Source organism: Embleya hyalina (assembly GCF_003967355.1).
GTDB lineage: Bacteria > Actinomycetota > Actinomycetes > Streptomycetales > Streptomycetaceae > Embleya > Embleya hyalina.
In genome coordinates this window covers 24,928-48,269 of sequence record NZ_BIFH01000033.1, presented here as the reverse complement: position 1 = coordinate 48,269, position 23,342 = coordinate 24,928, and the positions used below count along the sequence as shown (strand labels likewise).

Annotated in this window: 21 protein-coding genes and 1 tRNA gene; 2 read left to right on the top strand and 20 right to left on the bottom strand. The window is 70.6% G+C overall.

Annotation, left to right across the window (positions count from 1 at the left end):
* Positions 1 to 12: 12 nt before the first annotated feature.
* Positions 13 to 1,302 carry a branched-chain amino acid ABC transporter substrate-binding protein gene (locus tag EMA17_RS35375; RefSeq protein ID WP_307721582.1) on the bottom strand — a complete coding sequence of 430 codons (1,290 nt, stop codon included), beginning with the start codon at positions 1,300 to 1,302 and terminating at the stop codon, positions 13 to 15.
* Between the two features lie 213 nt (positions 1,303 to 1,515).
* A complete protein-coding gene (locus tag EMA17_RS35370; RefSeq protein WP_126641271.1) occupies positions 1,516 to 2,136 on the bottom strand; it encodes an ANTAR domain-containing response regulator in 621 nt (206 codons plus the stop codon).
* Positions 2,137 to 2,236: 100 nt separating this feature from the next.
* On the opposite strand from EMA17_RS35370, the gene EMA17_RS35365 reads away from it, so the two are divergent.
* Positions 2,237 to 2,322, top strand: a tRNA-Leu gene (locus tag EMA17_RS35365).
* 82 nt (positions 2,323 to 2,404) lie between these two features.
* Complete coding sequence (locus tag EMA17_RS35360) at positions 2,405 to 3,169, top strand: helix-turn-helix domain-containing protein (protein ID WP_126641270.1); 765 nt, start codon at positions 2,405 to 2,407, stop codon at positions 3,167 to 3,169.
* A gap of 56 nt (positions 3,170 to 3,225) precedes the next feature.
* On the opposite strand, the gene pyk is transcribed toward EMA17_RS35360, so the two are convergent.
* The 18 genes from pyk to hisI form a co-directional block, all read right to left on the bottom strand.
* Entirely contained in the window at positions 3,226 to 4,650 is a 1,425-nt protein-coding gene (gene pyk, locus EMA17_RS35355) for a pyruvate kinase (protein WP_126641269.1), read from the bottom strand.
* A gap of 158 nt (positions 4,651 to 4,808) precedes the next feature.
* The gene (locus tag EMA17_RS35350) at positions 4,809 to 6,269 is read right to left on the bottom strand and encodes a glutamate synthase subunit beta (RefSeq protein WP_126641268.1); all 1,461 of its coding nucleotides are present in this window, start codon (positions 6,267 to 6,269) and stop codon (positions 4,809 to 4,811) included.
* Complete coding sequence (gene gltB, locus EMA17_RS35345) at positions 6,262 to 10,812, bottom strand: glutamate synthase large subunit (protein WP_174861483.1); 4,551 nt, start codon at positions 10,810 to 10,812, stop codon at positions 6,262 to 6,264. Before gltB ends, EMA17_RS35350 begins: the two co-directional genes overlap by 8 nt.
* A gap of 337 nt (positions 10,813 to 11,149) precedes the next feature.
* Positions 11,150 to 11,872, bottom strand: a complete 723-nt coding sequence (locus EMA17_RS35340; RefSeq protein WP_246127123.1) for a VIT1/CCC1 transporter family protein — start codon at positions 11,870 to 11,872, stop codon at positions 11,150 to 11,152.
* Positions 11,873 to 12,030: 158 nt separating this feature from the next.
* Entirely contained in the window at positions 12,031 to 13,125 is a 1,095-nt protein-coding gene (lgt, locus tag EMA17_RS35335) for a prolipoprotein diacylglyceryl transferase (protein WP_126641267.1), read from the bottom strand.
* A 114-nt stretch (positions 13,126 to 13,239) separates the two neighbouring features.
* The gene (locus tag EMA17_RS35330) at positions 13,240 to 14,052 is read right to left on the bottom strand and encodes a DsbA family protein (RefSeq protein WP_126641266.1); all 813 of its coding nucleotides are present in this window, start codon (positions 14,050 to 14,052) and stop codon (positions 13,240 to 13,242) included.
* On the bottom strand, positions 14,049 to 14,699 hold the full coding sequence (locus tag EMA17_RS35325) for a MauE/DoxX family redox-associated membrane protein (protein ID WP_126641265.1): 651 nt from the start codon (positions 14,697 to 14,699) through the stop codon (positions 14,049 to 14,051). Before EMA17_RS35325 ends, EMA17_RS35330 begins: the two co-directional genes overlap by 4 nt.
* Before the next feature lie 117 nt (positions 14,700 to 14,816).
* Positions 14,817 to 15,629 carry a DsbA family protein gene (locus tag EMA17_RS35320; RefSeq protein ID WP_160161681.1) on the bottom strand — a complete coding sequence of 271 codons (813 nt, stop codon included), beginning with the start codon at positions 15,627 to 15,629 and terminating at the stop codon, positions 14,817 to 14,819.
* A gap of 139 nt (positions 15,630 to 15,768) precedes the next feature.
* Positions 15,769 to 16,584: a tryptophan synthase subunit alpha gene (gene trpA, locus EMA17_RS35315; protein ID WP_126641263.1), complete on the bottom strand. Its 816-nt coding sequence runs from the start codon at positions 16,582 to 16,584 to the stop codon at positions 15,769 to 15,771.
* Positions 16,581 to 17,801, bottom strand: a complete 1,221-nt coding sequence (gene trpB / locus EMA17_RS35310; protein ID WP_126641262.1) for a tryptophan synthase subunit beta — start codon at positions 17,799 to 17,801, stop codon at positions 16,581 to 16,583. The genes trpA and trpB overlap by 4 nt, the downstream gene beginning before the upstream one ends.
* A 55-nt stretch (positions 17,802 to 17,856) precedes the next feature.
* Positions 17,857 to 18,000, bottom strand: coding sequence for a tryptophan biosynthesis modulator TrpM (gene trpM, locus EMA17_RS56125; RefSeq protein ID WP_371863096.1), 144 nt, complete (start codon positions 17,998 to 18,000; stop codon positions 17,857 to 17,859).
* 19 nt (positions 18,001 to 18,019) lie between these two features.
* Positions 18,020 to 18,829: an indole-3-glycerol phosphate synthase TrpC gene (trpC, locus tag EMA17_RS35305; protein ID WP_126641261.1), complete on the bottom strand. Its 810-nt coding sequence runs from the start codon at positions 18,827 to 18,829 to the stop codon at positions 18,020 to 18,022.
* Positions 18,830 to 19,005: 176 nt separating this feature from the next.
* Positions 19,006 to 19,431 (bottom strand): DUF2752 domain-containing protein, encoded by a 426-nt coding sequence (locus EMA17_RS35300; RefSeq protein WP_246127122.1) that lies wholly within the window; start codon positions 19,429 to 19,431, stop codon positions 19,006 to 19,008.
* Positions 19,432 to 19,465: 34 nt separating this feature from the next.
* Entirely contained in the window at positions 19,466 to 19,774 is a 309-nt protein-coding gene (locus EMA17_RS35295; protein WP_078977629.1) for a CD225/dispanin family protein, read from the bottom strand.
* A 440-nt stretch (positions 19,775 to 20,214) separates the two neighbouring features.
* Positions 20,215 to 20,424, bottom strand: a complete 210-nt coding sequence (locus EMA17_RS35290; RefSeq protein ID WP_078977628.1) for an HGxxPAAW family protein — start codon at positions 20,422 to 20,424, stop codon at positions 20,215 to 20,217.
* Between the two features lie 90 nt (positions 20,425 to 20,514).
* On the bottom strand, positions 20,515 to 21,234 hold the full coding sequence (locus tag EMA17_RS35285) for a TIGR02234 family membrane protein (RefSeq protein WP_126641258.1): 720 nt from the start codon (positions 21,232 to 21,234) through the stop codon (positions 20,515 to 20,517).
* Positions 21,235 to 21,310: 76 nt separating this feature from the next.
* Positions 21,311 to 22,864: an anthranilate synthase component I gene (locus tag EMA17_RS35280; RefSeq protein ID WP_126641257.1), complete on the bottom strand. Its 1,554-nt coding sequence runs from the start codon at positions 22,862 to 22,864 to the stop codon at positions 21,311 to 21,313.
* An 88-nt stretch (positions 22,865 to 22,952) separates the two neighbouring features.
* Positions 22,953 to 23,330 (bottom strand): phosphoribosyl-AMP cyclohydrolase, encoded by a 378-nt coding sequence (gene hisI, locus EMA17_RS35275; RefSeq protein WP_078977625.1) that lies wholly within the window; start codon positions 23,328 to 23,330, stop codon positions 22,953 to 22,955.
* Positions 23,331 to 23,342 lie beyond the last annotated feature (12 nt).

Genomic DNA, 23,342 nt, shown 5'->3' with positions numbered 1-23,342 from the left:
TCGACGAGGAGGTCAGCCGCCCACGAGCTGGTCGATGTCGCCCATGTAGCCGATCTTGCCGCCCTTGACCTGGTAGATGAAGGTCGTGGCGCCGTCGAATTCACCGTTCTGCTTGAACTTGAAGGTCTTGGTCAGACCCTTGTACGAGGCGCCCTTGAGCTTGGTGAGCATCCCCTCGCGGGTGATCTTCTCCGCACCGAACGACTTCATCTGGTCGATCACCAGGTTGGCGATGTCGAACGACTCCGCCGAGTAGGTGCTCGGGTTGGTGTTGAAGCGCTTCTTGTAGTCGTCGGTGAACTGCTTCGTGGCCGCCTCGACGTTCGCGTCGGCGCACGGGCAGGTGAGGAACCAGTCGTTGGCGGCGTCGCCGGCCAGCGAGACGAACTGCGCGTCGTTGGTGCCGTCACCGGAGAACTTCGGGCCGTTGAAGCCCGCTTCCTTCAGCTTCTTGGCGAACGGCGCGCCGTCCTGGTAGTAGCCCGCGTAGATCATGGCGTCCGCGCCGGAGTTCTTGATCTTCGTGGAGATCGGACCGTAGTCCGGGGTGGCCTTCGGCACGCTGTCCGAGACGACCTGGACGCCGGCCTTGGTCAACTCGTCCTTGGCGACCTTCGACAGACCCACGCCGTACTCGGTCTTGTCGTCGACGACGAAGACCTTCTTGACCTGGAGCTTCTTCGAGAGGTACTTCGCCATCCCGCCACCCTGGGCGTTGTCGTTCGGCGCACCCCGCAGGAACGCGGTGAAATTGTTCTCCGGGTTCGTCAGGGACGGGTTGGTCGCCGACGGGGAAACCGTGGCGAGCTTCGCCTTGGCGTAGTTCGGCGACGCGGCCTTGGTCGGACCGGAGAAGGCGGGGCCGATAACGGCAACAACATTGCTGTCGTCGATCAGCTTCTGCGCGGCGGAGACCGACTTGGTCTCCGACGCCTCGTCGTCCGAGGTCTTGAACTTGAGCGTGAAGGGAAGATCGCCCTTCGCGTTGGCCTGCTCGACGGCGAGCCGAGCGCCGTTCTCTTCGTTGATGCCAAGCTGAGCATTCTCCCCCGAGAGGCCCGCTTGGAAACCGATGGTCCAGGTCGGCTTGTTACCGCCGCCGGAGTTGCCGGGAGCGGTGCTGCCCCCGTCCTTCTTCTTGTCGCCGTCATCGTCACTGCCGCACGCGGAAAGCACGAGTGCCGCTGCCGCGATGGGCAGCGCGATTTTGATCACGCGTCGCTTGAGCACAGCAAACCCCAACCCCTTGTAGAAAAAGTTCGGAGCCCGCATCGGGGCGCCTTCACAAACCGCGATGAACATGCGGTGCCCGGAATGTAGTCCGGCCGGAACGGCAGCGGCAGTCCGCCGACGGAGATGTGATGCGCCCGTAACCAGATGTAATCCAAAAGAAACTGGAAACGAATTCTTGCGATCCAAAGTGATCAAATATGATCATCAGCTGCCGGAAAAACGACGAACCCGTCCGGTTTGTCGGGAACCGGACGGGTTCGTAGCTGAATCGACAATCCCGGATCAGTCGGCGACGTCGCCCCCGGACACGACCACCTCGGCCACGGTGCGCATCGACATCCGGCGGTCCATCGAAGCCTTCTGGATCCACCGGAACGCCTCCGGCTCCGACATCCCGTACTTCTCCTGCAACACGCTCTTCGCCCGGTCCACCAGCTTGCGGGTCTCCAGCCGCGCGGTGAGGTCGCCCACCTCGCGCTCCAGGGCGGCCAGTTCGGTGTAGCGCGAGACGGCCATCTCGATCGCCGGAACGAGGTCGCCCTTGGTGAACGGCTTGACGAGGTAGGCCATCGCCCCCGCGTCCCGGGCCCGCTCGACCAGTTCGCGCTGCGAGAAGGCGGTCAGCATGAGCACCGGCGCGAGCCGCGCCTGGGCGATCCGCTCGGCCGCCGAAATGCCATCCAATATCGGCATCTTCACGTCGAGGATGACCAGATCGGGCCGACACTCCTCCACCAGCTCCACGGCCCGCTGCCCGTCCCCCGCCTCCCCGACGACGTGGTACCCCTCTTCCTCCAACATCTCTTTCAGATCGAGCCGGATCAGCGCCTCGTCCTCGGCAATGACGACACGGGCGCGCCGACTGTCCTGCTCTGCGGCGGGCGGCTGCGTGGCGGCGGTCACGTGGCTCCTCGATCAGAGAAATGGTGCGGACACGAGGGTACCGAGACGCGGTAAGGTGTTCTCCTGGCAGGGGGTTTTGGTCACCGAGATCACCCTGCTTGCCGGGTTGGCGGAATGGCATACGCGGATGGCTCAAACCCATCTGCCCGAGAGGGCTTGCGGGTTCGAATCCCGCACCCGGTACCAGCGGTAATCACAGGAACACCCATTCGGGTGAAATCGGCTCGAACACCTGGCCGAGTGGGCACCGGCGGCGCACCGTGGATCCATGCACGATCCTGATCTGCGCCGTCAGGTGCTCAACCTGCTGAAGGCAGGCATCCCCAACGCCGAGGTTGCCCGGCGGTTGCGCGTCCCTACGGGGACAGTGGGCTACTGGCTTCACATGGAACGCTTTCGCGACGGCGAACTCCCCGCACGACGCGGGTCCCCCTGCTTCCGCTGCCAGGACATCGACGTCGATCGTCGGGCGTACTCCTATCTTCTCGGCCTGTATCTCGGCGACGGCCATATCGTGGCGCACCCACGTTCCTACAGCCTGTCCATCTCTTGCGCGAACGTCTGGCCCGGCCTGATGCAGGAATGCGCGAACGCCATGACCCTCGTCCTCCCCGGCTCCGTACCGAACCTCGTACCTCGGCAAGGATGCAAGGACGTCAAGCGCTACTCGCAACACTGGCCATGCCTGTTCCCCCAGCACGGCCCCGGCCGCAAACACCTGCGCCCGATCATCCTGGAGTCCTGGCAGCAGGACATCGTCCACGCCGAGCCCTGGGCTCTGGTGCGCGGGCTCATCCACTCGGACGGCTGCCGGAACATGAACTGGACCACACGCATGGTCGCCGGCGAGCGCAAACGCTACGAATACCCGCGCTACCTCTTCGCCAACGAATCCACGGACATCATGCGCATCCTCACGACAACCCTGGACGAACTCGGTGTCGAGTGGAAATTCGCTCGCAGCAACCTTCTTTCCGTTGCCCGGCGGGCGTCCGTCGCGTTGATGGATGAGCATGTGGGGCCCAAATACTGATGGCCCGTCATCCGCCGGGGCGGGTGACGGGCCATCGGTCGTGCGAGGGCCGACCACTACTCGGTCGGGAGATCTCCTATGTGGTGCAGGCGGATCAGGTTGGTGGAGCCGGGGACGCCGGGCGGGGAGCCGGCCGTGATGACGACCAGGTCGCCCTTCTTGCAGCGGCCGATGGCCAGCAGGGCCGCGTCCACCTGACGGACCATCTCGTCGGTGTGGCTGCACAGCGGGCCGAGGAAGGTCTCCAGGCCCCAGGTGAGGGCCAGCCGGCTGCGCACCGCCGGCTCCGGGGTGAAGGCCAGCATCGGGATCATCGAGCGGTAGCGCGACAGCCGGCGACCCGTGTCGCCGCTCTGGGTGAACGCGACCAGGTATTTGGCGTCGAGCCGCTCGGCGATCTCGATCGCGGCCTTCGCGATCACCCCGCCCTGTGTGCGCGGACCGGCCAGGGTGCGGATCTCCTCCTGCATCGCGGTGGAGTCCTCCGCCGCGACCACGATCCGCGCCATGGTCTTGACGGTCTCGATCGGATACTTGCCCACCGAGGTCTCGCCCGAGAGCATCACCGCGTCGGTGCCGTCCAGGACGGCGTTGGCGACGTCGGATGCCTCGGCCCGGGTGGGACGCGAGGCGCTGATCATCGAGTCGAGCATCTGGGTGGCGACGATGACGGGCTTGGCGTTGGCCCGGGCCAGCGTGATCGCGCGCTTTTGCACGATCGGCACGGCCTCCAGCGGCATCTCGACGCCCAGGTCGCCGCGGGCGACCATGATGGCGTCGAAGGCGTGGACGATCTCCTCGAGGTTGTCCACCGCCTGCGGCTTCTCGATCTTGGCGATCACCGGCAGCCGGACACCGACCTCGTCCATGATCTTGTGGACGTCCTCGATGTCCTTCGCGGCGCGCACGAACGACAGCGCGATCATGTCGGCACCGAGCGCGAGGCCCCACTTGAGGTCCTCGATGTCCTTCTCGGACAGCGCGGGGACGCTCACCGCCACGCCGGGCAGGTTGAGCCCCTTGTGGTCGGAGACCATCCCGCCCTCGATGACGATCGTGTGCACGCGCGGGCCCTCGACGTCGACGACCTCCAGGGTGACCCGGCCGTCGTCGATCAGGATCCGCTCGCCCTTGGTGACGTCGGCGGTCAGCCCCTTGTAGGTGGTGCCGACCTCGTGCTTGTCGCCGGGGACGTCCTCGGTCGTGATCGTGAACTCGTCGCCGCGCTCCAGGAGCACGGGGCCTTCGGCGAAGGTCTCCAGGCGGATCTTCGGGCCCTGGAGGTCGACGAGGATGCCGACGCTGCGACCGGTTTCGTCGGATGCCCGACGAACGCGGTGATAACGCTCCTCGTGCTCGGCGTACGCGCCGTGGCTGAGGTTGAAGCGGGCTACATCCATGCCTGCGTCGACCAGCGTGCGGATCTGTTCATACGAATTTGTGGCAGGACCCAGGGTGCAGACAATTTTGGCTCGACGCATGGTCCCAAAGCCTAGTTCCTACCGCTGGGTAAGCCGTACCCGCGTCCGGTATATGGCGCTTTTCCGGCATGCGGAAAGGGCGCCGCAACGGCGGCGCCCTTTCTCGTTCACGCGACTTTCGTCACATATTCAATCCCGACCCGTGCGGTCGCGCTCCGTCACACCGTGAGCGGTCGATCGGTCGGCCGGATCGGCGAAGGCAGGTTGGTCCCGCCGGTCAGCCAGCCGTCCACCGCCGCCGCGCACGAGCGGCCCTCGGCGATCGCCCAGACGATCAGCGACTGCCCGCGTCCGGCGTCGCCGGCCACGAACACGCCGTCCACGTTGGTCGCGAACGCCTCGTCGCGCGCCACGTTGCCGCGCTCGTCCAGGGCCAGGCCCAGCTGCTCGACCAGCCCGTTGGAGCGGTCCGTCCCGGTGAAGCCCATCGCCAGGAAGACGAAGTCGGCCGGGATCTCCCGCTCGCTGCCGGGCACCGGCACGAAGCGGCCGTCCTCGAACACCACCTCGACCAGCTTGAGCGCCCTGACGCGCCCGTCCTCGCCGCCCACGAACTCCTGCGTGTTGACGGCGTAGACGCGCTCGCCGCCCTCCTCGTGCGCGCTGGCCACCCGATAGGTCATCGGGTAGGTCGGCCACGGCTGCGCGGCGGGCCGCTCCTCCGAGGGCCGGGGCATGATCTCCAGCTGGGTGACCGAGGCCGCGCCCTGGCGGTGCGCGGTGCCCAGGCAGTCGGCGCCGGTGTCCCCGCCGCCGATGATCACCACGTGCTTGCCGGCCACGTCGATCGGCGAGGCGACGAGGTCGCCCTCCTGCACCTTGTTGGCGAACGGCAGGTATTCCATCGCCTGGTGCACGCCGCCGAACTCGCGTCCGGGGATCGGCAGGTCGCGCGCGGCGGTGGCGCCGGCCGCGATCACCACCGCGTCGTAGCGCCGGCGCAGCTTGGCCGCGTCCAGGTCGGTGCCGATCTGCATGCCGGTGTAGAACTTGGTGCCCTCCGCGCGCATCTGTTCGATGCGCCGGTTGATGTGCCGCTTCTCCATCTTGAATTCGGGGATGCCGTAGCGCAGCAGTCCGCCGATCCGGTCGGCCCGCTCGTAGACGGCCACGGTGTGCCCGGCGCGGGTGAGCTGCTGGGCCACGGCGAGGCCGGCGGGGCCGGAGCCGATCACCGCGACGGTCTTGCCGGAGAGCCGGTCCGGTGGCTGCGGGGCGACGTTGTTGTCGTCCCACGCCCGGTCGATGATCGAGACCTCGACGTTCTTGATGGTGACCGGCGCCTGGTTGATGCCGAGCACGCAGGCGGCCTCGCACGGCGCGGGGCAGAGCCGCCCGGTGAACTCCGGGAAGTTGTTGGTGGCGTGCAGGCGTTCGCTCGCCGCCTGCCAGTCGTCGCGCCAGACCAGGTCGTTCCACTCGGGGATGATGTTCCCCAGCGGGCAGCCGTTGTGGCAGAACGGGATGCCGCAGTCCATGCAGCGGCCGGCCTGTTCGGTGATGATCGGGAGCAGCGTGCGCTCCTCGTACACCTCCTTCCAGTCCCGGATGCGCACGTCGACGGGGCGCCGCGTGCCGAGCTGTTGGGGCGTGGTCAAAAAGCCCTTCGGGTCAGCCATGAACCGCCTCCATCATCTTCTGGACGATCTCGGTCTCGGGGAGACCGGCTCGCTCGGCGGCGTCCTTGGCGGCGAGCACTGCCTTGTAGTCCCTGGGCAGGATCTTGGTGAAGCGCCGGGAGGCGGCGTCCCAGTCGGAGAGCAGGGCTTCGGCGACGGCCGAGCCGGTCTCCTCGTGGTGCCGGCGCACAACGTCGTGCAGTTCGGCGCGGTCGGTGGCGTCGAGGTCCTCGACGCCCACGAGTTCGGTGTTGATGTTGTTCGGGTCGGCGTCGAGGAGATAGGCGATGCCGCCCGACATGCCGGCCGCGAAGTTGCGGCCGGTGCGGCCGAGTACGACGGCCCGGCCGCCGGTCATGTATTCGCAGCCGTGGTCGCCGACGCCTTCGACGACGGCGGTGGCGCCGGAGTTGCGCACGCAGAAGCGTTCGCCGACGACGCCGCGCAGGTAGATCTCGCCGCCGGTGGCGCCGTAGCCGATCACGTTGCCGGCGATGATGTTGTCCTCGGCGGCGAAGGTCGCGGCGCGGTGGGGCCGGACGATGATCCGGCCGCCGGACAGGCCCTTGCCGACGTAGTCGTTGCCGTCGCCTTCGAGCCGCAGGGTGATGCCCTTGGGCACGAACGCGCCGAACGACTGGCCGGCGGAGCCGGTGAGCGTGATGTCGATGGTGTCGTCGGGCAGTCCGGCGCCGCGGTAGCGCTTGGTGACCTGGTGGCCGAGCATCGTGCCGACGGTGCGGTTGGTGTTTTGCACCGGCAGGTCGAGGACGACCTTCTCCCCGTGCTCGAGCGCGTCGGCGCTGAGCTGGATGAGCTGGTTGTCCAGCGCCTTGGCCAGTCCGTGGTCCTGCGGGCCGGTGCGGTGCAGGGCGGCGCCCTCGGGCAGCGCGGGCACGTGGAACAGCGGTGCGAGGTCGAGCCCTTCGGCCTTCCAGTGTTCGATCGCCGCTGCGGTGTCCAGGAGTTCGGCGTGGCCGACGGCCTCTTCCAGGGTGCGGAAGCCGAGTTCGGCGAGCAGTTCGCGGACCTCCTCGGCGATGAACTCGAAGAAGTTGACCACGTGGTCGGCCTGGCCGCTGTACCGCTCGCGCAGTACGGGGTTTTGCGTGGCGACGCCGACGGGGCAGGTGTCGAGGTGGCACACGCGCATCATCACGCAGCCGGAGACCACGAGCGGCGCGGTGGCGAAGCCGTATTCCTCGGCGCCGAGCAGCGCCGCGACGAGCACGTCGCGCCCGGTCTTGAGCTGGCCGTCGGTCTGCACCACGATGCGGTCGCGCAGGCCGTTGAGCAGCAGCGTCTGCTGGGTCTCGGCGAGGCCGAGTTCCCACGGGCCGCCCGCGTGCTTGAGCGAGGTGAGCGGCGAGGCGCCGGTGCCGCCGTCGTGTCCGGAGATGAGCACCACGTCGGCGTGCGCCTTGGACACGCCCGCCGCGACCGTGCCGACGCCGACCTCGGCGACGAGCTTGACGTGCACTCGGGCCGCGGGGTTGGCGTTCTTGAGGTCGTGGATGAGCTGGGCGAGGTCTTCGATGGAGTAGATGTCGTGGTGCGGCGGCGGCGAGATGAGGCCGACGCCGGGGGTGGAGTGCCGGGTGCGGGCGACCCACGGGTACACCTTGTGCCCGGGCAGTTGGCCGCCCTCGCCGGGCTTGGCGCCCTGGGCCATCTTGATCTGGATGTCGTCGGCGTTGACCAGGTATTCGCTGGTGACGCCGAAGCGCCCGGAGGCGACCTGCTTGATCGCCGAGCGCCGCTCGGGGTCGTGGAGCCGCTCGGGGTCCTCGCCGCCCTCGCCGGTGTTGGACTTGCCGCCGAGCCGGTTCATCGCGATGGCGAGCGTCTGGTGCGCCTCCATCGAGATGGAGCCGTAGGACATCGCGCCGGTGGAGAACCGCTTGACGATCTCGGAGATCGGTTCGACCTCGTCGATCGGGACGGGCTCGCGCACGCCGTCGCGGAAGCCGAACAGGCCGCGCAGGGTCATCAGGCGCCGGGACTGCTCGTCCACGCGCGCGGTGTACTTCTTGAAGATGTCGTAGCGGCGGGTCCGGGTGGAGTGCTGGAGCCGGAAGACGGTCTCCGGGTCGAACAGGTGCGGTTCACCCTCGCGGCGCCACTGGTACTCGCCGCCGATCTCCAGCCGGCGGTGCGAGGGCGCGATGCCGGTGGGCGGGTAGGCCTTGGCGTGCCGGCGGGCGACCTCCTCGGCGACGATGTCGAGGCCGATGCCGCCGAGCTTGCTGGTGGTGCCGGTGAAGTATTCGGCGACGAAGTCCTCGGCGAGGCCGATGGCTTCGAACACCTGGGCGCCGCGGTAGGAGGCGACGGTGGAGATGCCCATCTTGGACATCACCTTGAGCACGCCCTTGCCGAGCGCCTTGATCAGGTTGCGGATCGCCTGTTCGGGGGCGATGTCGCTGAGGAAGACGCCCTCGCGGACCAGGTCCTCGACGGATTCCATGGCCAGGTAGGGGTTGACCGCGGCCGCGCCGTAGCCGATCAGCAGCGCGATGTGGTGCACCTCGCGGACGTCGCCGGCCTCGACGATCAGCCCGACCCGGGTCCGGGTCTTGGTCCGGATCAGGTGGTGGTGTACGGCGGAGGTGAGCAACAGCGAGGGGATCGGCGCGTGTTCGGCGTCGGAGTGGCGGTCGGACAGCACCACGATGCGGGCGCCGTCGGCGATCGCGCGGGTGGCCTCGGCGCGGATCTCCTCGAGTCGCTTGGCCAGCGCCGTGCCGCCGCCGTCGACCGGGTAGAGCCCGGAGATGGTGACGGCCTTCAGGCCGGGCTGGTCGCCGTCGAGGTTGATGTGGATGAGCTTGGCGAGTTCGTCGTTGTCCAGCACCGGGAAGGGCAGTACGACGTTGCGGCAGTCGGCGGGCTGGGCGTCGAGGAGGTTGCCCTCGGGGCCGACGAAGCTGCCGAGCGCGGTGACCAGTTCCTCCCGGATCGCGTCCAGCGGCGGGTTGGTGACCTGGGCGAAGAGCTGCACGAAGTAGTCGAACAGCAGCCGGGGCTTGGCGGAGAGCGCGGCGATGGGGCTGTCGGTGCCCATCGAGCCGAGCGGTTCGCCGCCGGCGCGGGCCATCGGCGCGAGGATGACGCGCAGTTCTTCCTCGGTGTAGCCGAAGGTCTGCTGGCGGCGCGAGACGGAGGCGTGCGTGTGCACGACGTGCTCGCGCTCGGGCAGGTCCTCCAGGTTGATCAGGCCGCCGTGCAGCCATTCCTGGTAGGGGTGTTCGGCGGCGAGCGCGGTCTTGATCTCGTCGTCCTCGACGATCCGCCGGGCCTCGGTGTCGACCAGGAACATCCGGCCGGGCTGGAGCCGGCCCTTGCGGACGATCCTGGCGGGGTCGATGTCCAGGACGCCGACCTCGGAGGAGAGCACGACCAGGCCGTCGTCGGTGACCCAGTAGCGCGAGGGCCGCAGGCCGTTGCGGTCCAGGACGGCGCCGATCAGGCTGCCGTCGGTGAAGGTGACGCAGGCCGGGCCGTCCCACGGCTCCATCACGGTGGCGTGGAACTTGTAGAAGGCGCGCCGGGCGTCGTCCATCGTGGCGTGGTTCTCCCACGCCTCGGGGATCATCATCAGCACGGCGTGCGGCAGCGGCCGGCCGCCGAGGTGGAGCAGTTCCAGGACCTCGTCGAAGGACGCCGAGTCGGACGCGTCGGGCGTGCAGATCGGGTACAGCCGGCCGAGGTCGCCGGGGATGAGGTCGGTGGCGAGCATGGACTCGCGCGCGGCCATCCAGTTGCGGTTGCCCTTGACCGTGTTGATCTCGCCGTTGTGCGCGATGAAGCGGTACGGGTGGGCGAGCGGCCAGGCCGGGAAGGTGTTGGTGGAGAACCGCGAGTGCACGAGGCCGATCGCGGACGCCAGGCGCCGGTCCGACAGGTCCGGGAAGAACGGCTCCAGCTGCCCCGTGGTGAGCATGCCCTTGTAGACGAGGGTGCGCGCGGACAGCGAGGCGAAGTAGACCTCGACCTCCCGCTCGGCGCGCTTGCGCAGCGCGAAGGCGAGCCGGTCGAGGGCGATCCCGGTGGCGGTGTCGTCGACGCCGGCGACGAACAGTTGGGCGAAGCGCGGCATCGTCGCGCGGGCGCCGTTGCCGACCAGGCCGGGCGTGGTGGGCACCTCGCGCCAGCCGAGCACGCGCAGGTTCTCCTCGGCGGCGATGCGCTCGATGGAGGACTTGGCGCGGCCCGCGTGCACGTCGTCGTCGGGCAGGAAGGCGATGCCGACCGCGTAGCTTCCGGCGGCGGGCAGCGCGAAGCCGGCCGTCTCGCGCAGGAAGGCGTCGGGGACCTGGATCAGGATGCCCGCGCCGTCGCCGGTGTCGGGCTCGGCGCCGGTGGCGCCGCGGTGTTCCATGTTGCGCAGGACGGTCAGCGCCTGGTCGACGATGTCGTGGCTGGGCTCGCCGGTGAGCGTGGCCACGAATCCGACACCGCAGGCGTCGTGCTCGTTACGGGGGTCGTACAACCCCTGGGCCGCGGGAATCGCGGAGAAGAGGGGGCCCGAGGATGCGGGCATGGCAGGAGGCATGGGCGCTCCCGTCGTCGTCGTGGCGTGTGGTGCGCAACAGGGACGACGTTGGCCCTCTGCGATTTCGTGCAGGTTACACGATCAGTACGTCTATCCGGAACCCGGGACAAACCCGTCTCACCATGCGGTCGTCAGGGTGATTCGGCCCGGCTTTCCAGCGCTGCGCCGCGCCGGTCGCCTTGGCATATCGGGTGGCTCATTCCCGACCATCCGGGTGACGAAACCGCACGTCTCGGACCGTTATGGCGGTTGGTTTCCGGGTGGGGTCGCCGGGCTACGCGGAGGTTACGGACACCTCACGCCGCGTTCACGTGGCGGGCGCCCGCTAGACCTGTTGCCCGATCAGCAGGCCGAGCAGGTAGGTGAGTCCGCCCGCGGCCGCGCCGAGCACCAACTGGCGGGTTCCGCCGAACCACCACGGCCGGGCGGTGACCCGGGAGACCACGGCGCCGGCGCCGAACAGGCCGAGCGCCGTCAGGATCAGCGCGGGCGCGAGGGTGGTCGCGCCGAGCAGGTAGGGCAGCAGGGGGAGCAGCGCGCCGATCGCGAAGAAGCCGAACGAGGAGCCCGCCGCCAGCCACGGCGAGGGCAGGTCGTGCGGGTCGACGCCCAGTTCCTCGCGGGCGTGGATCTCCAGGGCCAGCTCGGGGTCGCGGGAGAGTTGCCGGGCCACCTCGACGGCCAGGTCCTCGTCCAGGCCGCGGGCGATGTACAGCTCGGCCAGTTCGCGCTGTTCGGCCTCGGGGCTGCGGCACAGTTCGCGGCGTTCGACCTCGACCTCGGCGCGGGCCAGTTCCGCCTGGGAGGCGACCGAGGTGTACTCCCCCGCCGCCATCGAGAAGGCGCCGCCGGCCAGGCCGGCCAGGCCGGTGACCACGACGGTCCTGGGGGTCGCGTCGCTGCCGACGATGCCGGAGATGAGCGCGAAGTTGGAGACCAGTCCGTCCATCGCGCCGAACACGGCCGGGCGCAGCCAGCCGCCGCCGATGTCGCGGTGGGTGTGGTCGACGCCGTCCTGGTGTCCGAGCTCCGGAGCGGGGTCGGGCACCTCGGCGGCTATGTGGCTGGTCTTCACGGTCGTTCGGCCCTCTCGTCACGCTGGGGCCACGACGCTACCGTTTCGCCGCCGGGTGCCGCCGGCCAGGAAAGGCTGTCCGAACCCGCAGGTGGGCGCGGGTTCGGACGGCCTTCGCGGGCGCGCTGCGGTCAGCCCTTGTCGGCGGCCTCGCGCGGGCCGGAGCCGGCGTGCTCCCCGGCGTCGTCCGGGCCGGGCTCGGCGTCGGTCGCCGCCGCGTCCGCGTCCGCCTCGGCGTCGCCGGGGGCGGAGCGGTCGGGCTTGCCGAGGTCGACGGAAGCGCCCTTCTCGGCGTCCGCGTCGGTCCGCTCCGGATCCGCGTCGACCGGATCCGCGTCGACCGCCTTCGCGTCCGCGTCCGTCCCGGCCGCCTCCGCGTCGTCCCCGCCCTCCGGGTCGTGTCCGCGCAGCGTCTCCGGGGCCTCGCGGCCGGGGTGCTTGCGGGCCGAGATCCAGATGTAGGCGAGGGCGCCGGCGAAGACGAGGATCGCCGTCCAGTTGTTGAGCCGCATGCCGAGCACGTGTTCGGCGTCGTCGACGCGCATGTATTCGATCCAGAACCGGCCCACCGTGTAGCCCGCGACGTAGAGCGCGAACGCCCGGCCGTGGCCCAGCTTGAAGCGGCGGTCGGCCCAGATCACCAGCACCGCGACGCCGACGCACCACAACGACTCGTACAGGAACGTCGGGTGGAAGGTGCCGCTCTGGCCGGGGTCGATCACGTTGTGGTCGCCGTCGATCTTCACCGCCCACGGCACGTCCGTCTCGCGGCCGTAGAGCTCCTGGTTGAACCAGTTGCCCCAGCGGCCCACCGCCTGGGCGAGCACGATGCCCGGGGCGAGCGCGTCGGCCAGCGCGGGCAGCGGGATGCCCCGGCGCCGGCAGCCGATCCAGGCGCCCACCGCGCCGAGCGCGATGGCCCCCCAGATGCCGAGGCCGCCCTTCCAGACGGCGAACGCCTGCATGGGGTCGCCGCCGTCGCCGAAGTACGGCTCCGGCGTGGTGACGACGTGGTAGAGGCGGCCTCCGACGAGGCCGAAGGGCACCATCCACACGGCGATGTCGCCGACCGTGCCGGCGCGACCGCCGCGGGCGACCCAGCGTCGCTCGCCGAGCCAGATCGCGAGGACGACACCGAGGATGATGCACAGCGCGTAGCCGCGCAGCGGGATCGGACCGAGGTCGATCTGTCCGCGCGAGGGGCTGGGAATGAATGCGAGGTCCATGGCGGGTACGACGCTACCGGGTGCGGGGGGATACGTGTGCCGCCGGGCACGTGCGAACGGGCGCGACCCCGGGGATTTCGGGGTCGCGCCCGCCGGTGCGGCGACGGACGGCGACTACTTGATCGCCGCCAGGATCTGCGCGCGCACCTCGTCGGGGGTGGCCAGGCCGCGGCCCTTGACGATGAGGTCGATGGTCTTGCCGTTGATGCCGGCGGTCGGGGTGCCGGTGACGGGGGTGTCACCGATCTTGGCGTTCTGGAACGCGTCCTCGACCTTGTTCACCCATCCGGCGTGGCTCAGGTCGTTCACGCACTGGTCGAAGGCCGGCGAGCGCAGGCCGTCGACCTTGCCCGCGAGGTCGATCAGATAGGACCGGTTGCCGAACTTGTCGTTCAACTCGTCCGGCTGGTTCGCGAAGAGCGTGTCGTGGTACTGCGCGAACTTGCCCGCGGTCTGCGCGCATCCGGCCGCGTTGGCCGCGTACTTGGAGCCGTTGCCGCCGAGCTTGCCGTCCAGGAACGAGGCGATGTGGTAGTCGATCTTGATCGTGCCGGCGTCGGCCATCTGCCGCAGGGTGGGGCCGAGCGCCTTCTCCACCTCGTGGCAGATCGGGCAGCGGAAGTCCTCGTACATGATCAGCGAGGGGGCGTTCGGGTTGCTGCCGACCGGGACGCCCAGGCCGTCCTCGGACAGGTTGGGCGGGGCGCTGTAGGGCTTGGCGAGCGCGTCCTTCCAGGGCCCCTTCTTCTTGTTGGTCTTGGACGTGCCGACGACCACGCCGATGATGGCGACGACCGCGAGGACGGCCACGACGGCGCCGGCGATGATCAGCACCCGCTTGCGCTTGGCGGCCGCCTGCTGGCGGGCGCGCTCCTGCGCCATCCGCTCCCGCGCGGTGCGCTTGCCTGCCGAATTCTTCGAGCTCACGTGATCTCAGGGCCTTTCAGTTCCCGGGTTCCGGGGTTCCGGTTCGCGTCCCCGCGGTACTCGTCCGCGTCCGTGTGCGGCTCGTCGGCGTCCTCGTCGTCCTCGTCCTCGAAGTCCTCGTCGTAGGGCGGTTCCTCCGGGAACAGCCAGGCGTCGGCGGACAGCCGAGTGCGGGGGAAGACGATCAGCCAGATCGCGAGCAGCAGGAAGCCGCAGTCCCGCAGGATCTCCTCGAGATACGCGGTCTTGTCCGGCTCGACCGGACCGCCGCCGCCGAAGCAGCCGCAGTCGATCGCGAGGCCGCGCGCCCACGCCTGGGCGATGCCCGCGATGAACACGAGCAGGAGCAGCGCGGACAGGGACGCGACGAGCCGGGTGCCCAGGCCGAGCACCAGGAGCAGGGCCAGGCCCAGTTCCAGGTAGGGCAGGGCGTAGCCGACGGGGTCGACCAGGCCGTCGGGCAGCACGTCGTAGCCGCGGACCGCGTAGGCGGCCTGGTCGGGGTCGAGTGCCTTCTCCCAGCCGGCGTACGCCCAGACGAAGGCCAGGCCGAGCCGTACGGCGAGGCCGATCCACGGCACGTATGGCCGCAACCCCGCGAGCGGGCCTGCCGCGCCCACCCCGGTCGCGCCGGCCGTCGCGCTCATCGCTCGGCCGCCGGCTCGATCGTCTTGCTTCCCACGGTCTGACCTCCGTCACGACGGGTGAGGTTCAGGGACGGCCGGTCCGCTGGTCCCCCGCGCCCGGACCGGCACATGTCCTGTCTAACCGGCCGAAGGCGCCTGAGGTTCCTGTCCGAGCGCCGCCTTACCACTCCCGGGGTTCCCCAGGCGTTGATCGAGCAGTTCACGAAGGTTGTCGGGCGAACGCATGGCCGAGTTCCCGGAGTCCAGAATTTTTCCGTCCACGGCGACGGCGGGCGTGGCGGAGACGCCGGAGCGTTCGAACGTGCTCTCGGCGGCGCTCACCCAGGCGGCGTTGGCGTCGGTGTTCACGCACGCGTCGAAGGTCTCGCCGCGCAGGCCCGGGACCTGTCCGGCCAGGTCGAGGAGGCGGCCGGCGGTGTAGCCGTCCTCGGACTCGTCGGGCTGGTTCTCGAACAGCACGGCGTGGTAGGCGGCGAACTTGCCGGTGTCGACCGAGCAGCGCGCGGCGTTGGCGGCCTTGACCGATCCGGTGCCGCCGAGTTTGCCGTCCAGGAAGGACGCGATGTGGTAGTCGACCTTGATCTTCCCGGCCTGGACGTAGTCGGCGAGCAGCCGGCCGAAGTTGGCCTCGAAGCGCTTGCAGAACGGGCAGCGGAAGTCCTCGTACACGGTGACGGTGACCGGGGCCGCGTCGCCGCCGACGCGGATGGTGCCGTCGGCCCGCACGGCGGCGGGCAGGCTCGCGAGGTCGACGTCGCGGATGGCCGCCTTGGCGCCGGTCGGCTGTGCCGCGGGGCCCGAGTCGTCGCTCTTGCTCTCGTTGCCCGTGGTGAGCACGACGCCCAGGACGGCGGCCAGCACCGCGACCACGAACACGCCGACGACGGCGAGGATGACGGGCGTTCGGTTGGTCCTGGTCTTGGCGCTCAACGCGGGTTCCTCCGATGGGGGGGTTGGGGCGGGATGGCGCGTGGCATGCCGACGGCCGCCGCTGGAGTGCTGCGGCGGCCGTCGGTCAGCCGGTGCTCGTTTTGTTCGGTTTTTACACGGGATGAGACCTTCGGGGCGGTCAGCGCTTGCGGACGCCCTCGGCGAGTTCGCCGGCCAGGGCGCGGACGGCGTCCAGGCCGGCCCGTTCGTTCGGCGCGTCCAGGAGGGCGCGGACGAACGCGGAGCCGACGATGACGCCGTCGGCGTAGCCGGCCACCTCCGCCGCCTGGGCGGCGGTGGAGACGCCCAGGCCCACGCACACCGGCAGATCGGTGGTGGCGCGGGTGCGGGCGACCAGGTCGCCCGCGAGCGTGCTCACCGACGCGCGGGCGCCGGTGACGCCCATCACCGAGGCGGCGTAGACGAAGCCGCCGCAGTGCCGGGTGGTGTAGGCGACGCGCTCGTCGGAGGAGGACAGCGCGACCAGGAAGATCCGGTCCAGCCGGTGGCGGTCGGTGGCGGCGATCCACTCGTGTGCCTCGTCCGGGATCAGGTCCGGGGTGATCACCCCGCTGCCGCCGGCCGCGGCCAACTCGCTCGCGAACCGCTCGACGCCGTAGCGCTCGATGGGGTTCCAGTAGGACATCACCAGCGTCGCGGCGCCGGTCTCGGCGACCGCGCGCACGTTGTCGATCACGTGGTGGGTGTTGGTGCCGTGCGCCAGCGCGTGTTCGACGGCGCGCTGGATGACGGGGCCGTCCATCTGCGGGTCGCTGTACGGCAGGCCGACCTCGATGATGTCGCAGCCGCCCTCGACCATCGCGCGCATCGCGGCGGCGGAGCCCTCGACGGAGGGGTACCCCGCCGGGAGGTATCCGACCAGCGCGGCGCGGTTGTCCGCGCGGGCCGCGGCCAGCACCTCGGTGAGCCTGGTGGTGGTACCGGTGCCGGTCACGACTGCTCCGCTTCCGCGTCGAGGAGATCGAAGTACTTGGCGGCGGTGTGCATGTCCTTGTCACCGCGCCCGGAGAGGTTGACCAGGATGGTCGCGTCGGGGCCGAGTTCGCGCCCGACCTCGATCGCGCCGGCCAGGGCGTGCGCCGATTCGATCGCCGGGATGATGCCCTCGGTGCGGCACAGCAGCCGGAACGCCTCCATCGCGGGGGCGTCGTCGATCGGCCGGTAGATCGCCCGGCCGGTCTGGTGCAGCCAGGCGTGCTCGGGCCCGACGGCCGGGTAGTCCAGGCCGGCCGAGATCGAGTGCGATTCCTGCGTCTGCCCGTACTCGTCCTGGAGCAGGTAGGTGCGCGCGCCGTGCAGTACGCCGATCGAGCCGCCGGTGATCGAGGCGGCGTGCCGCCCGGTCTCCACGCCGTCGCCGCCCGCCTCGAAGCCGTACAGCCGCACGCCCTCGTCGGGGATGAACGCGTGGAAGGCACCGATCGCGTTGGAGCCGCCGCCCACGCACGCGCAGACCGCGTCGGGCAGCTTCCCGGTCAGGTCGAGCACCTGCTGCCGGGCCTCGACCGAGATCACCCGGACGAAGTCGCGGACCATGGCCGGGAAGGGGTGCGCGCCGGCCGCGGTGCCCAGGAGGTAGTGGGTGGTGTCGACGTTGGCGACCCAGTCGCGCAGCGCCTCGTTGATCGCGTCCTTGAGGGTGCGCGAGCCGATCGCCACCGGGATCACCTCGGCGCCGAGCACCCGCATCCGGGCCACGTTGAGTGCTTGACGCTGGGTGTCGAGTTCACCCATGTAGACGACACACTCGAGGCCGAGCAGCGCGCACGCGGTGGCGGTGGCCACGCCGTGCTGGCCGGCTCCGGTCTCGGCGATCACCCGGGTCTTGCCCATGCGCTTGGTCAGGATGGCCTGGCCGAGCACGTTGTTGATCTTGTGCGAGCCGGTGTGGTTGAGGTCCTCGCGCTTGAGGATGATCCGCGCGCCGCCGGCGTGCTCGGCGAAGCGGGGCGCCTCGGTGACGATGCTCGGGCGGCCGGCGTAGTCGCGCAGCAGGCCGGTGAACTCGGCCTGGAACTCCGGGTCGTCCTTGGCCTTCTCGTAGGCGGCGGTCAGCTCGTCGAGGGCGGCGATCAGCGCCTCGGGCAGGAACCGCCCGCCGAAGACGCCGAAGTGGCCGGAGGGATCCGGCAGTTGGGCAGTGCTGGACATGCGGGGTCCTTGTCGGTGTGGCATGCCGTGGGACGGCACGTTGCTGACGGGTGGGTCAGGAAACGTGTCGGCGCCATCGGCTGCCCGGCACCTGGCCGGGCTCGCAGCCGATCACGTACCGCACGCGGCGGCCACGCACCCGGCGGGCGGGCGCGCGACAGCCGCGGGGCTTGCAGCCCCGGGCCAGTCGCGGGTCCATGCTCATCGTGCCCGCGCCCTCAGCCGCGTCCGTGCCGGATCGCCGGGTGGGCGCCGGCGGCGACCAGGTCGGCGACCGAGCTGCGCGGGTCGCGACCGGTGACCAGCGACTCGCCGACCAGGACGGCGTCGGCGCCGTTGTTGGCGTAGGCGATCAGGTCGTGCGGGCCGCGCACGCCGGACTCGGCGATGCGCACGCAGGTGTCCGGGATCAGCGGGGCGATCCGGGCGAAGTTGTTGCGGTCCACCTCGAGGGTCTTGAGGTTGCGCGCGTTGACCCCGATCACGGTGGCGCCGGCGTCGAGCGCGCGGGCGGTCTCCTCCTCGTCGTGGACCTCCACGATGGTGGTGAGACCGATCGAGCGGGAGCGCTCGATCAACGAGATCAGCGCGTTCTGCTCCAGGGCCGCGACGATCAGCAGGGCGACGTCGGCGCCGTGCGCGCGGGCCTCCCACAGCTGATAGCTCGTCACCATGAAGTCCTTGCGCAGGACCGGGATGTCGACCGCGGCGCGGACCGCGTCGAGGTCGTCGAGCGAGCCGCCGAAGCGGCGCTGCTCGGTGAGCACGCTGATCACGGAGGCGCCGCCGGACTCGTAGTCGGCGGCGAGGCCCGCCGGGTCGGCGATCGCGGCGAGCGCGCCCTTGGAGGGGCTGGAGCGCTTGACCTCGGCGATGACGGCGATGCCGTCGCCGCGCAGGATGCTCTCCGCGTCGCGGGGCGCCGGCGCCTGGGCCGCGAGTTCCTTGATCTCGTCAAGGGATACGCGGGCCTGTCGTGCGGCGAGGTCGGCGTTGACACCGTCGATGATCTCGTCGAGCACAGTCACGCCCTACATCCCCTCGTTCGTCCGGAGAACCTGCTCCCCCGGCCCTTCGATGGTATAGGCCGATTCGAACAGACCCGACACATCGCACCGCCGAAGAGGTGGGGGCAGCATACGGCGTCGCACGGTCGCCCCGTGCGCACGGGCCGGCTCGCGGAGCCGCCGCCGATCACTGTGCGTCAGGGCGCGAGCCCCGCGCCGAACGGCAGGTCGCGAACGATCCAGAAGACCAGTACGACCACGAGCAGCGCCCGCAACCAACGAGGATCGGCCAACGTGCGACGCGGCTCGCCGCGCGCGGTACGCACCGCCCAGCGCAGCCACAACCACCCGATCAGGGGGAAGAGCGCGACCGCGAGCGCGTTGTAGCCCAGCGCCGCCGGCAGGTCGAGGTGGGTGAGCGCGTGCACACAGCGCAGCCCGCCGCAGCCGGGACAGGCCAGGCCGGTGATCACCAGATAGGGGCAGGACGGGTAGTGGCCGCTCTCGCGCGGATCCACCAGGCCCACATAGGTGGTGGCGGCCGCGAGCACGGTCAGGCTCGTGGCCGGAAGCCCCAGGTTGCGCAGCCGGAATCCGGTACTCGGCGAGGGGCGGGCGGGCATGCTCACGGACTCATTGTGCCGTCGGGACGTGCCGTCACAGGTCACCCAACGTGTCTTTCCAGCCGAGCAGGAAGACACCGACCATCCAGGTGGTCCAGAAGATCACACCGAGCAGGACGGTCCCGATCGTCCAGTTGCGCGCCCGCAGCGAGGCGAGCCGGGCTCCCGCCACATCACCGCGCTGCCACCGCTCGTTGACGCTGGTGGCCGCCAGCAACGCCGGAACCCCGGCCAGGAAACAACAGAACACGGTCGCCACGACCGCCCAGGCGAGGTAGTTGTCCGGCGCCCCCGGCGGCGGCCCCGCGGGCGGCGGCGTGGTGGGCGGCCCATAGGGGGGCACGGCATGTCCGAACGGCCGAGGCGGCGCACTCCACTCCCGCGCCCGATCCCCACCACCGGGATCCCCCGGGTAGCCGTACGCCACATTCCCCCCTAGGCCGACACGCCAACCCTAGAACACCCCACCCACCACCACCCGAAAACCCACCACCCCCAACCCAAACAGCCCGACCGACGCGTGAGCCCAAACAGCCCGACCAGCGCTTGAGCCCACTCAGCCCGGCCAGCGCCCGAGCCCAAACAGCCCGACCAACGCACGAGCCCAATCAGCCCGGCCGGCGCTTGAGGCCACCCAGCCCGGCCGACACCCGAGCCCAAACAGCCCGACCAACGCACGAGCCCAATCAGCCCGGCCGGCGTTTGAGGCCACCCAGCCAGGCCGGCGTTTGAGGCCAAAGGCCGCCGCACGGCCCGAGTCGCATGGGGCCGAAGGCGGAGGCGTCAGCGACGCGCGGGCGCAGCCCCGAGCCCACCCATCCGCATCCCCGCACCGGCGATGCAGCCGACCAACACCACCGCGGCCCCGACCCAGAAAAGCATCACGTTGGCCGCGATCATCGCGACACCCGAGACGGTGCAACCGATCAGCGCCAGTATGGTCACGGTCCAGGCCGCGGGGGTGCTGCCGTGGTTTCCGGCTTGCGACGACATCGATCGACTCCTTCGGCTTCACAACTGCACACGCGTAAGCGCGCGGGTCGCACCCGCGCGATTCTTATTGTCACCCGCCGGGAGCAGTGCTCAGCGCGTGGGGTCCTCGCCCCGGTCCAACGCGTTCCACAGGTCCGCGTTGGTCGCGGTACGCCGCCGGGCCCCGGCCCCCCGCCCCGCCGGCGCCTCGTAGCGGTTGGACATTCCGGGCCAGCGCCGCCCGCGGATCACCACGAACAGCCCGGCCAGCACGATCAGCACACCGCCCAGGGCCGCGAACCACGGCCAGACCGCGTGGCTCACGTCCACCGCCCGCACACCCTCGACGGCCGCCTTCTTCGCCGCCTCGCCGTCCACCGCCGAGGTGTCGCGGGCGCCCTGTACGGCCAGCACGGTGACCCCGACCCCCGCCAGCGCGATCAGCGCGCCGATCAGCGTGCGGCCGAAAGTCCGCGTCGCGAGGATCGCGAGGCCGCCCGCCAGGCCGAGCAGCGCGAGCGCCGAGGTGGCCTTGTTGATCGTGTTGCCGCTCGCGTGCACCGCGATGTGCGAGCCGTGCACCAGCGCCGTGCCCTCGGCCCAGGTGCGCCCCGCCACCGAGAGCACGACACCCGCGCCGACCAGGACCAGCAACACCGCGACGGTCAACTCGCGCCGGGCGGTCTTGCGGTCCCGCAGGGCGACGTCCACCGTCTCGGCCGCCCCGGCCTCGGATTCGGCCGCCTCGGCGGTCGGCGCCCCGCCCGGCGATCGGTCGTCCGTCTCGGTGCCGCGGCGCGCCGCGCCGGCCTCGGTCCTCGCGTCGGTCATGCGTCCAGCATGAACCACGCCTCGCCGCGCCTTGACCCGGGTCGGGTCCACGCCCCACCGGAGCGCCCCCCGTCCGTCAGGACGCCGGGCTCTCGTGCGCCGGGGCCAGCGTGGCCGCGATCGCCACCGCCCGTAGCACCGCCGCCGCCTTGTTGCGGCATTCCACGTCCTCGGCCTCCGGCGACGAGTCGGCGACCACACCCGCGCCCGCCTGGACGTAGGCGACGCCGTCGCGGATCAGCGCGGTGCGGATCGCGATCGCGGTGTCCAGGTCCCCGGCGAAGTCCACGTAGCCCACACAGCCGCCGTACAGGCCGCGCCGGGTCGGCTCGAAGTTCTCGATGATCTCCATCGCCCGCGGCTTGGGCGCGCCGGACAGCGTGCCCGCCGGGAAACACGCGGCGAACACGTCGAGCGCGGTACGCCCCGGCGCCAACTCGCCCACCACCGTGGACACGATGTGCATCACGTGGCTGTAGCGCTCGACCGACATGAAGTCGACCACCTCGACCGTGCCGGGCGCACAGACCCGGCCCAGGTCGTTGCGGCCCAGGTCGACGAGCATCAGGTGTTCGGCGCGTTCCTTCGGGTCGGCCAGCAACTCCTCGGCGAGCGCGGCGTCCTCGGCGGGCGTGGCGCCGCGATGGCGGGTGCCCGCGATCGGGTGCACCATCGCCCGCCCCTCCTCGACCTTGACCAGCGCCTCGGGGCTGGAGCCGACCACGTCGAATCCGCCCTCGGCGCCGCCGTCGGGGCCGGGCATCCGGAACAGGTACATGTACGGGCTGGGGTTGGTCGCCCGCAGGATCCGGTACACGTCCAGCGCGCCGGCCTCGGTGGGCATCTCGAAGCGCTGGGAGAGCACGATCTGGAACGCCTCGCCGGCCCGGATCTCCTCCTTGGCCGCGGCCACCGCCTTGCGGTACTCGGCCGAGCCCCAGGGGCCGACCGCCTCGGCCGGCGCCGCACGCTCGAACGCCGCGGCGGCCAGTCCGGTCGGGCGGGCCAGGTCCGCGGTCATCACGTCCAGCCGGGCCACCGCCGCCCGATACGCCTCGTCCACGCCCGACTCGCGGTTGTCGTGGTTGATCGCGTTGGCGATCAACAGCACGCTGCCGTCCACGTGGTCGAGCACCGCGAGGTCGGTGGCCAGGAACATCATCAGTTCGGGGATCCGCAGGTCGTCCACGCTCGACTCGGGCAGCCGTTCCAGCCGGCGCACGACGTCGTAGCCGAGGTAGCCGACCATCCCGCCGGTCAGCGGCGGCAGGTCCAGACCCGGGATGCCGTGCGGGGTGTGCAGCGCCTCCATCGTGGCCCGCAGCACCTCCAGCGGGTCGCCGTCCACCGGCACGCCCACCGGCGGGGTGCCCAACCATCGGGCCCGACCGGCCACTTCGGTGAGCATCGCCGCGCTGCGCACGCCCACGAACGAATAGCGGGACCAGGAACGGCCGTTCTCCGCGGATTCGAGCAGGAAGGTGCCGGGTCGCTCGGCGGCGAGCTTGCGGTACAGCCCCACGGGCGTGTCGCCGTCGGCCAGGAAGCGCCGGGTGACCGGGATGACGCGCCGGTCGCGGGCGAGTTCCCGGAAGGTGTCCGGGTCGGGGGTGACGGTTCCGGTGGTCATGGCGAGCGCAATCTCCCGGGCGGCGGGTCGGCGGAGGGGACCGGTCCGGCGACCGGACGGTCACGAGGCGACGGGCGGGGGTGGACGGTCAGGAGGAGACCGGCAGGACGTCGGCGTCGAAGCAGGTGCGCGCGCCGGTGTGGCACGCGGCGCCGGTCTGCTCGACGCGCACGAGCACCGCGTCGCCGTCGCAGTCGAGGGCGGCCGAGACCACCTTCTGCACGTGGCCCGAGGTGTCGCCCTTGACCCAGTACTCCTGCCGGCTGCGGCTCCAGTAGGTGCACCGGCCGGTGGTCAGCGTACGGTGCAGCGCCTCGTCGTCCATCCAGCCGACCATCAGCACCTCGCCCGTGTCGCTCGCCTGGGCGACGGCGGCGATCAGGCCGTCGGGGTCGCGCTTGAGGCGGGCGGCGATGCTCGGATCGAGGTCGGAAGGCCGCGCGGGCGGGTGGGAGGCACCGGTCATGCGCGCATTGTC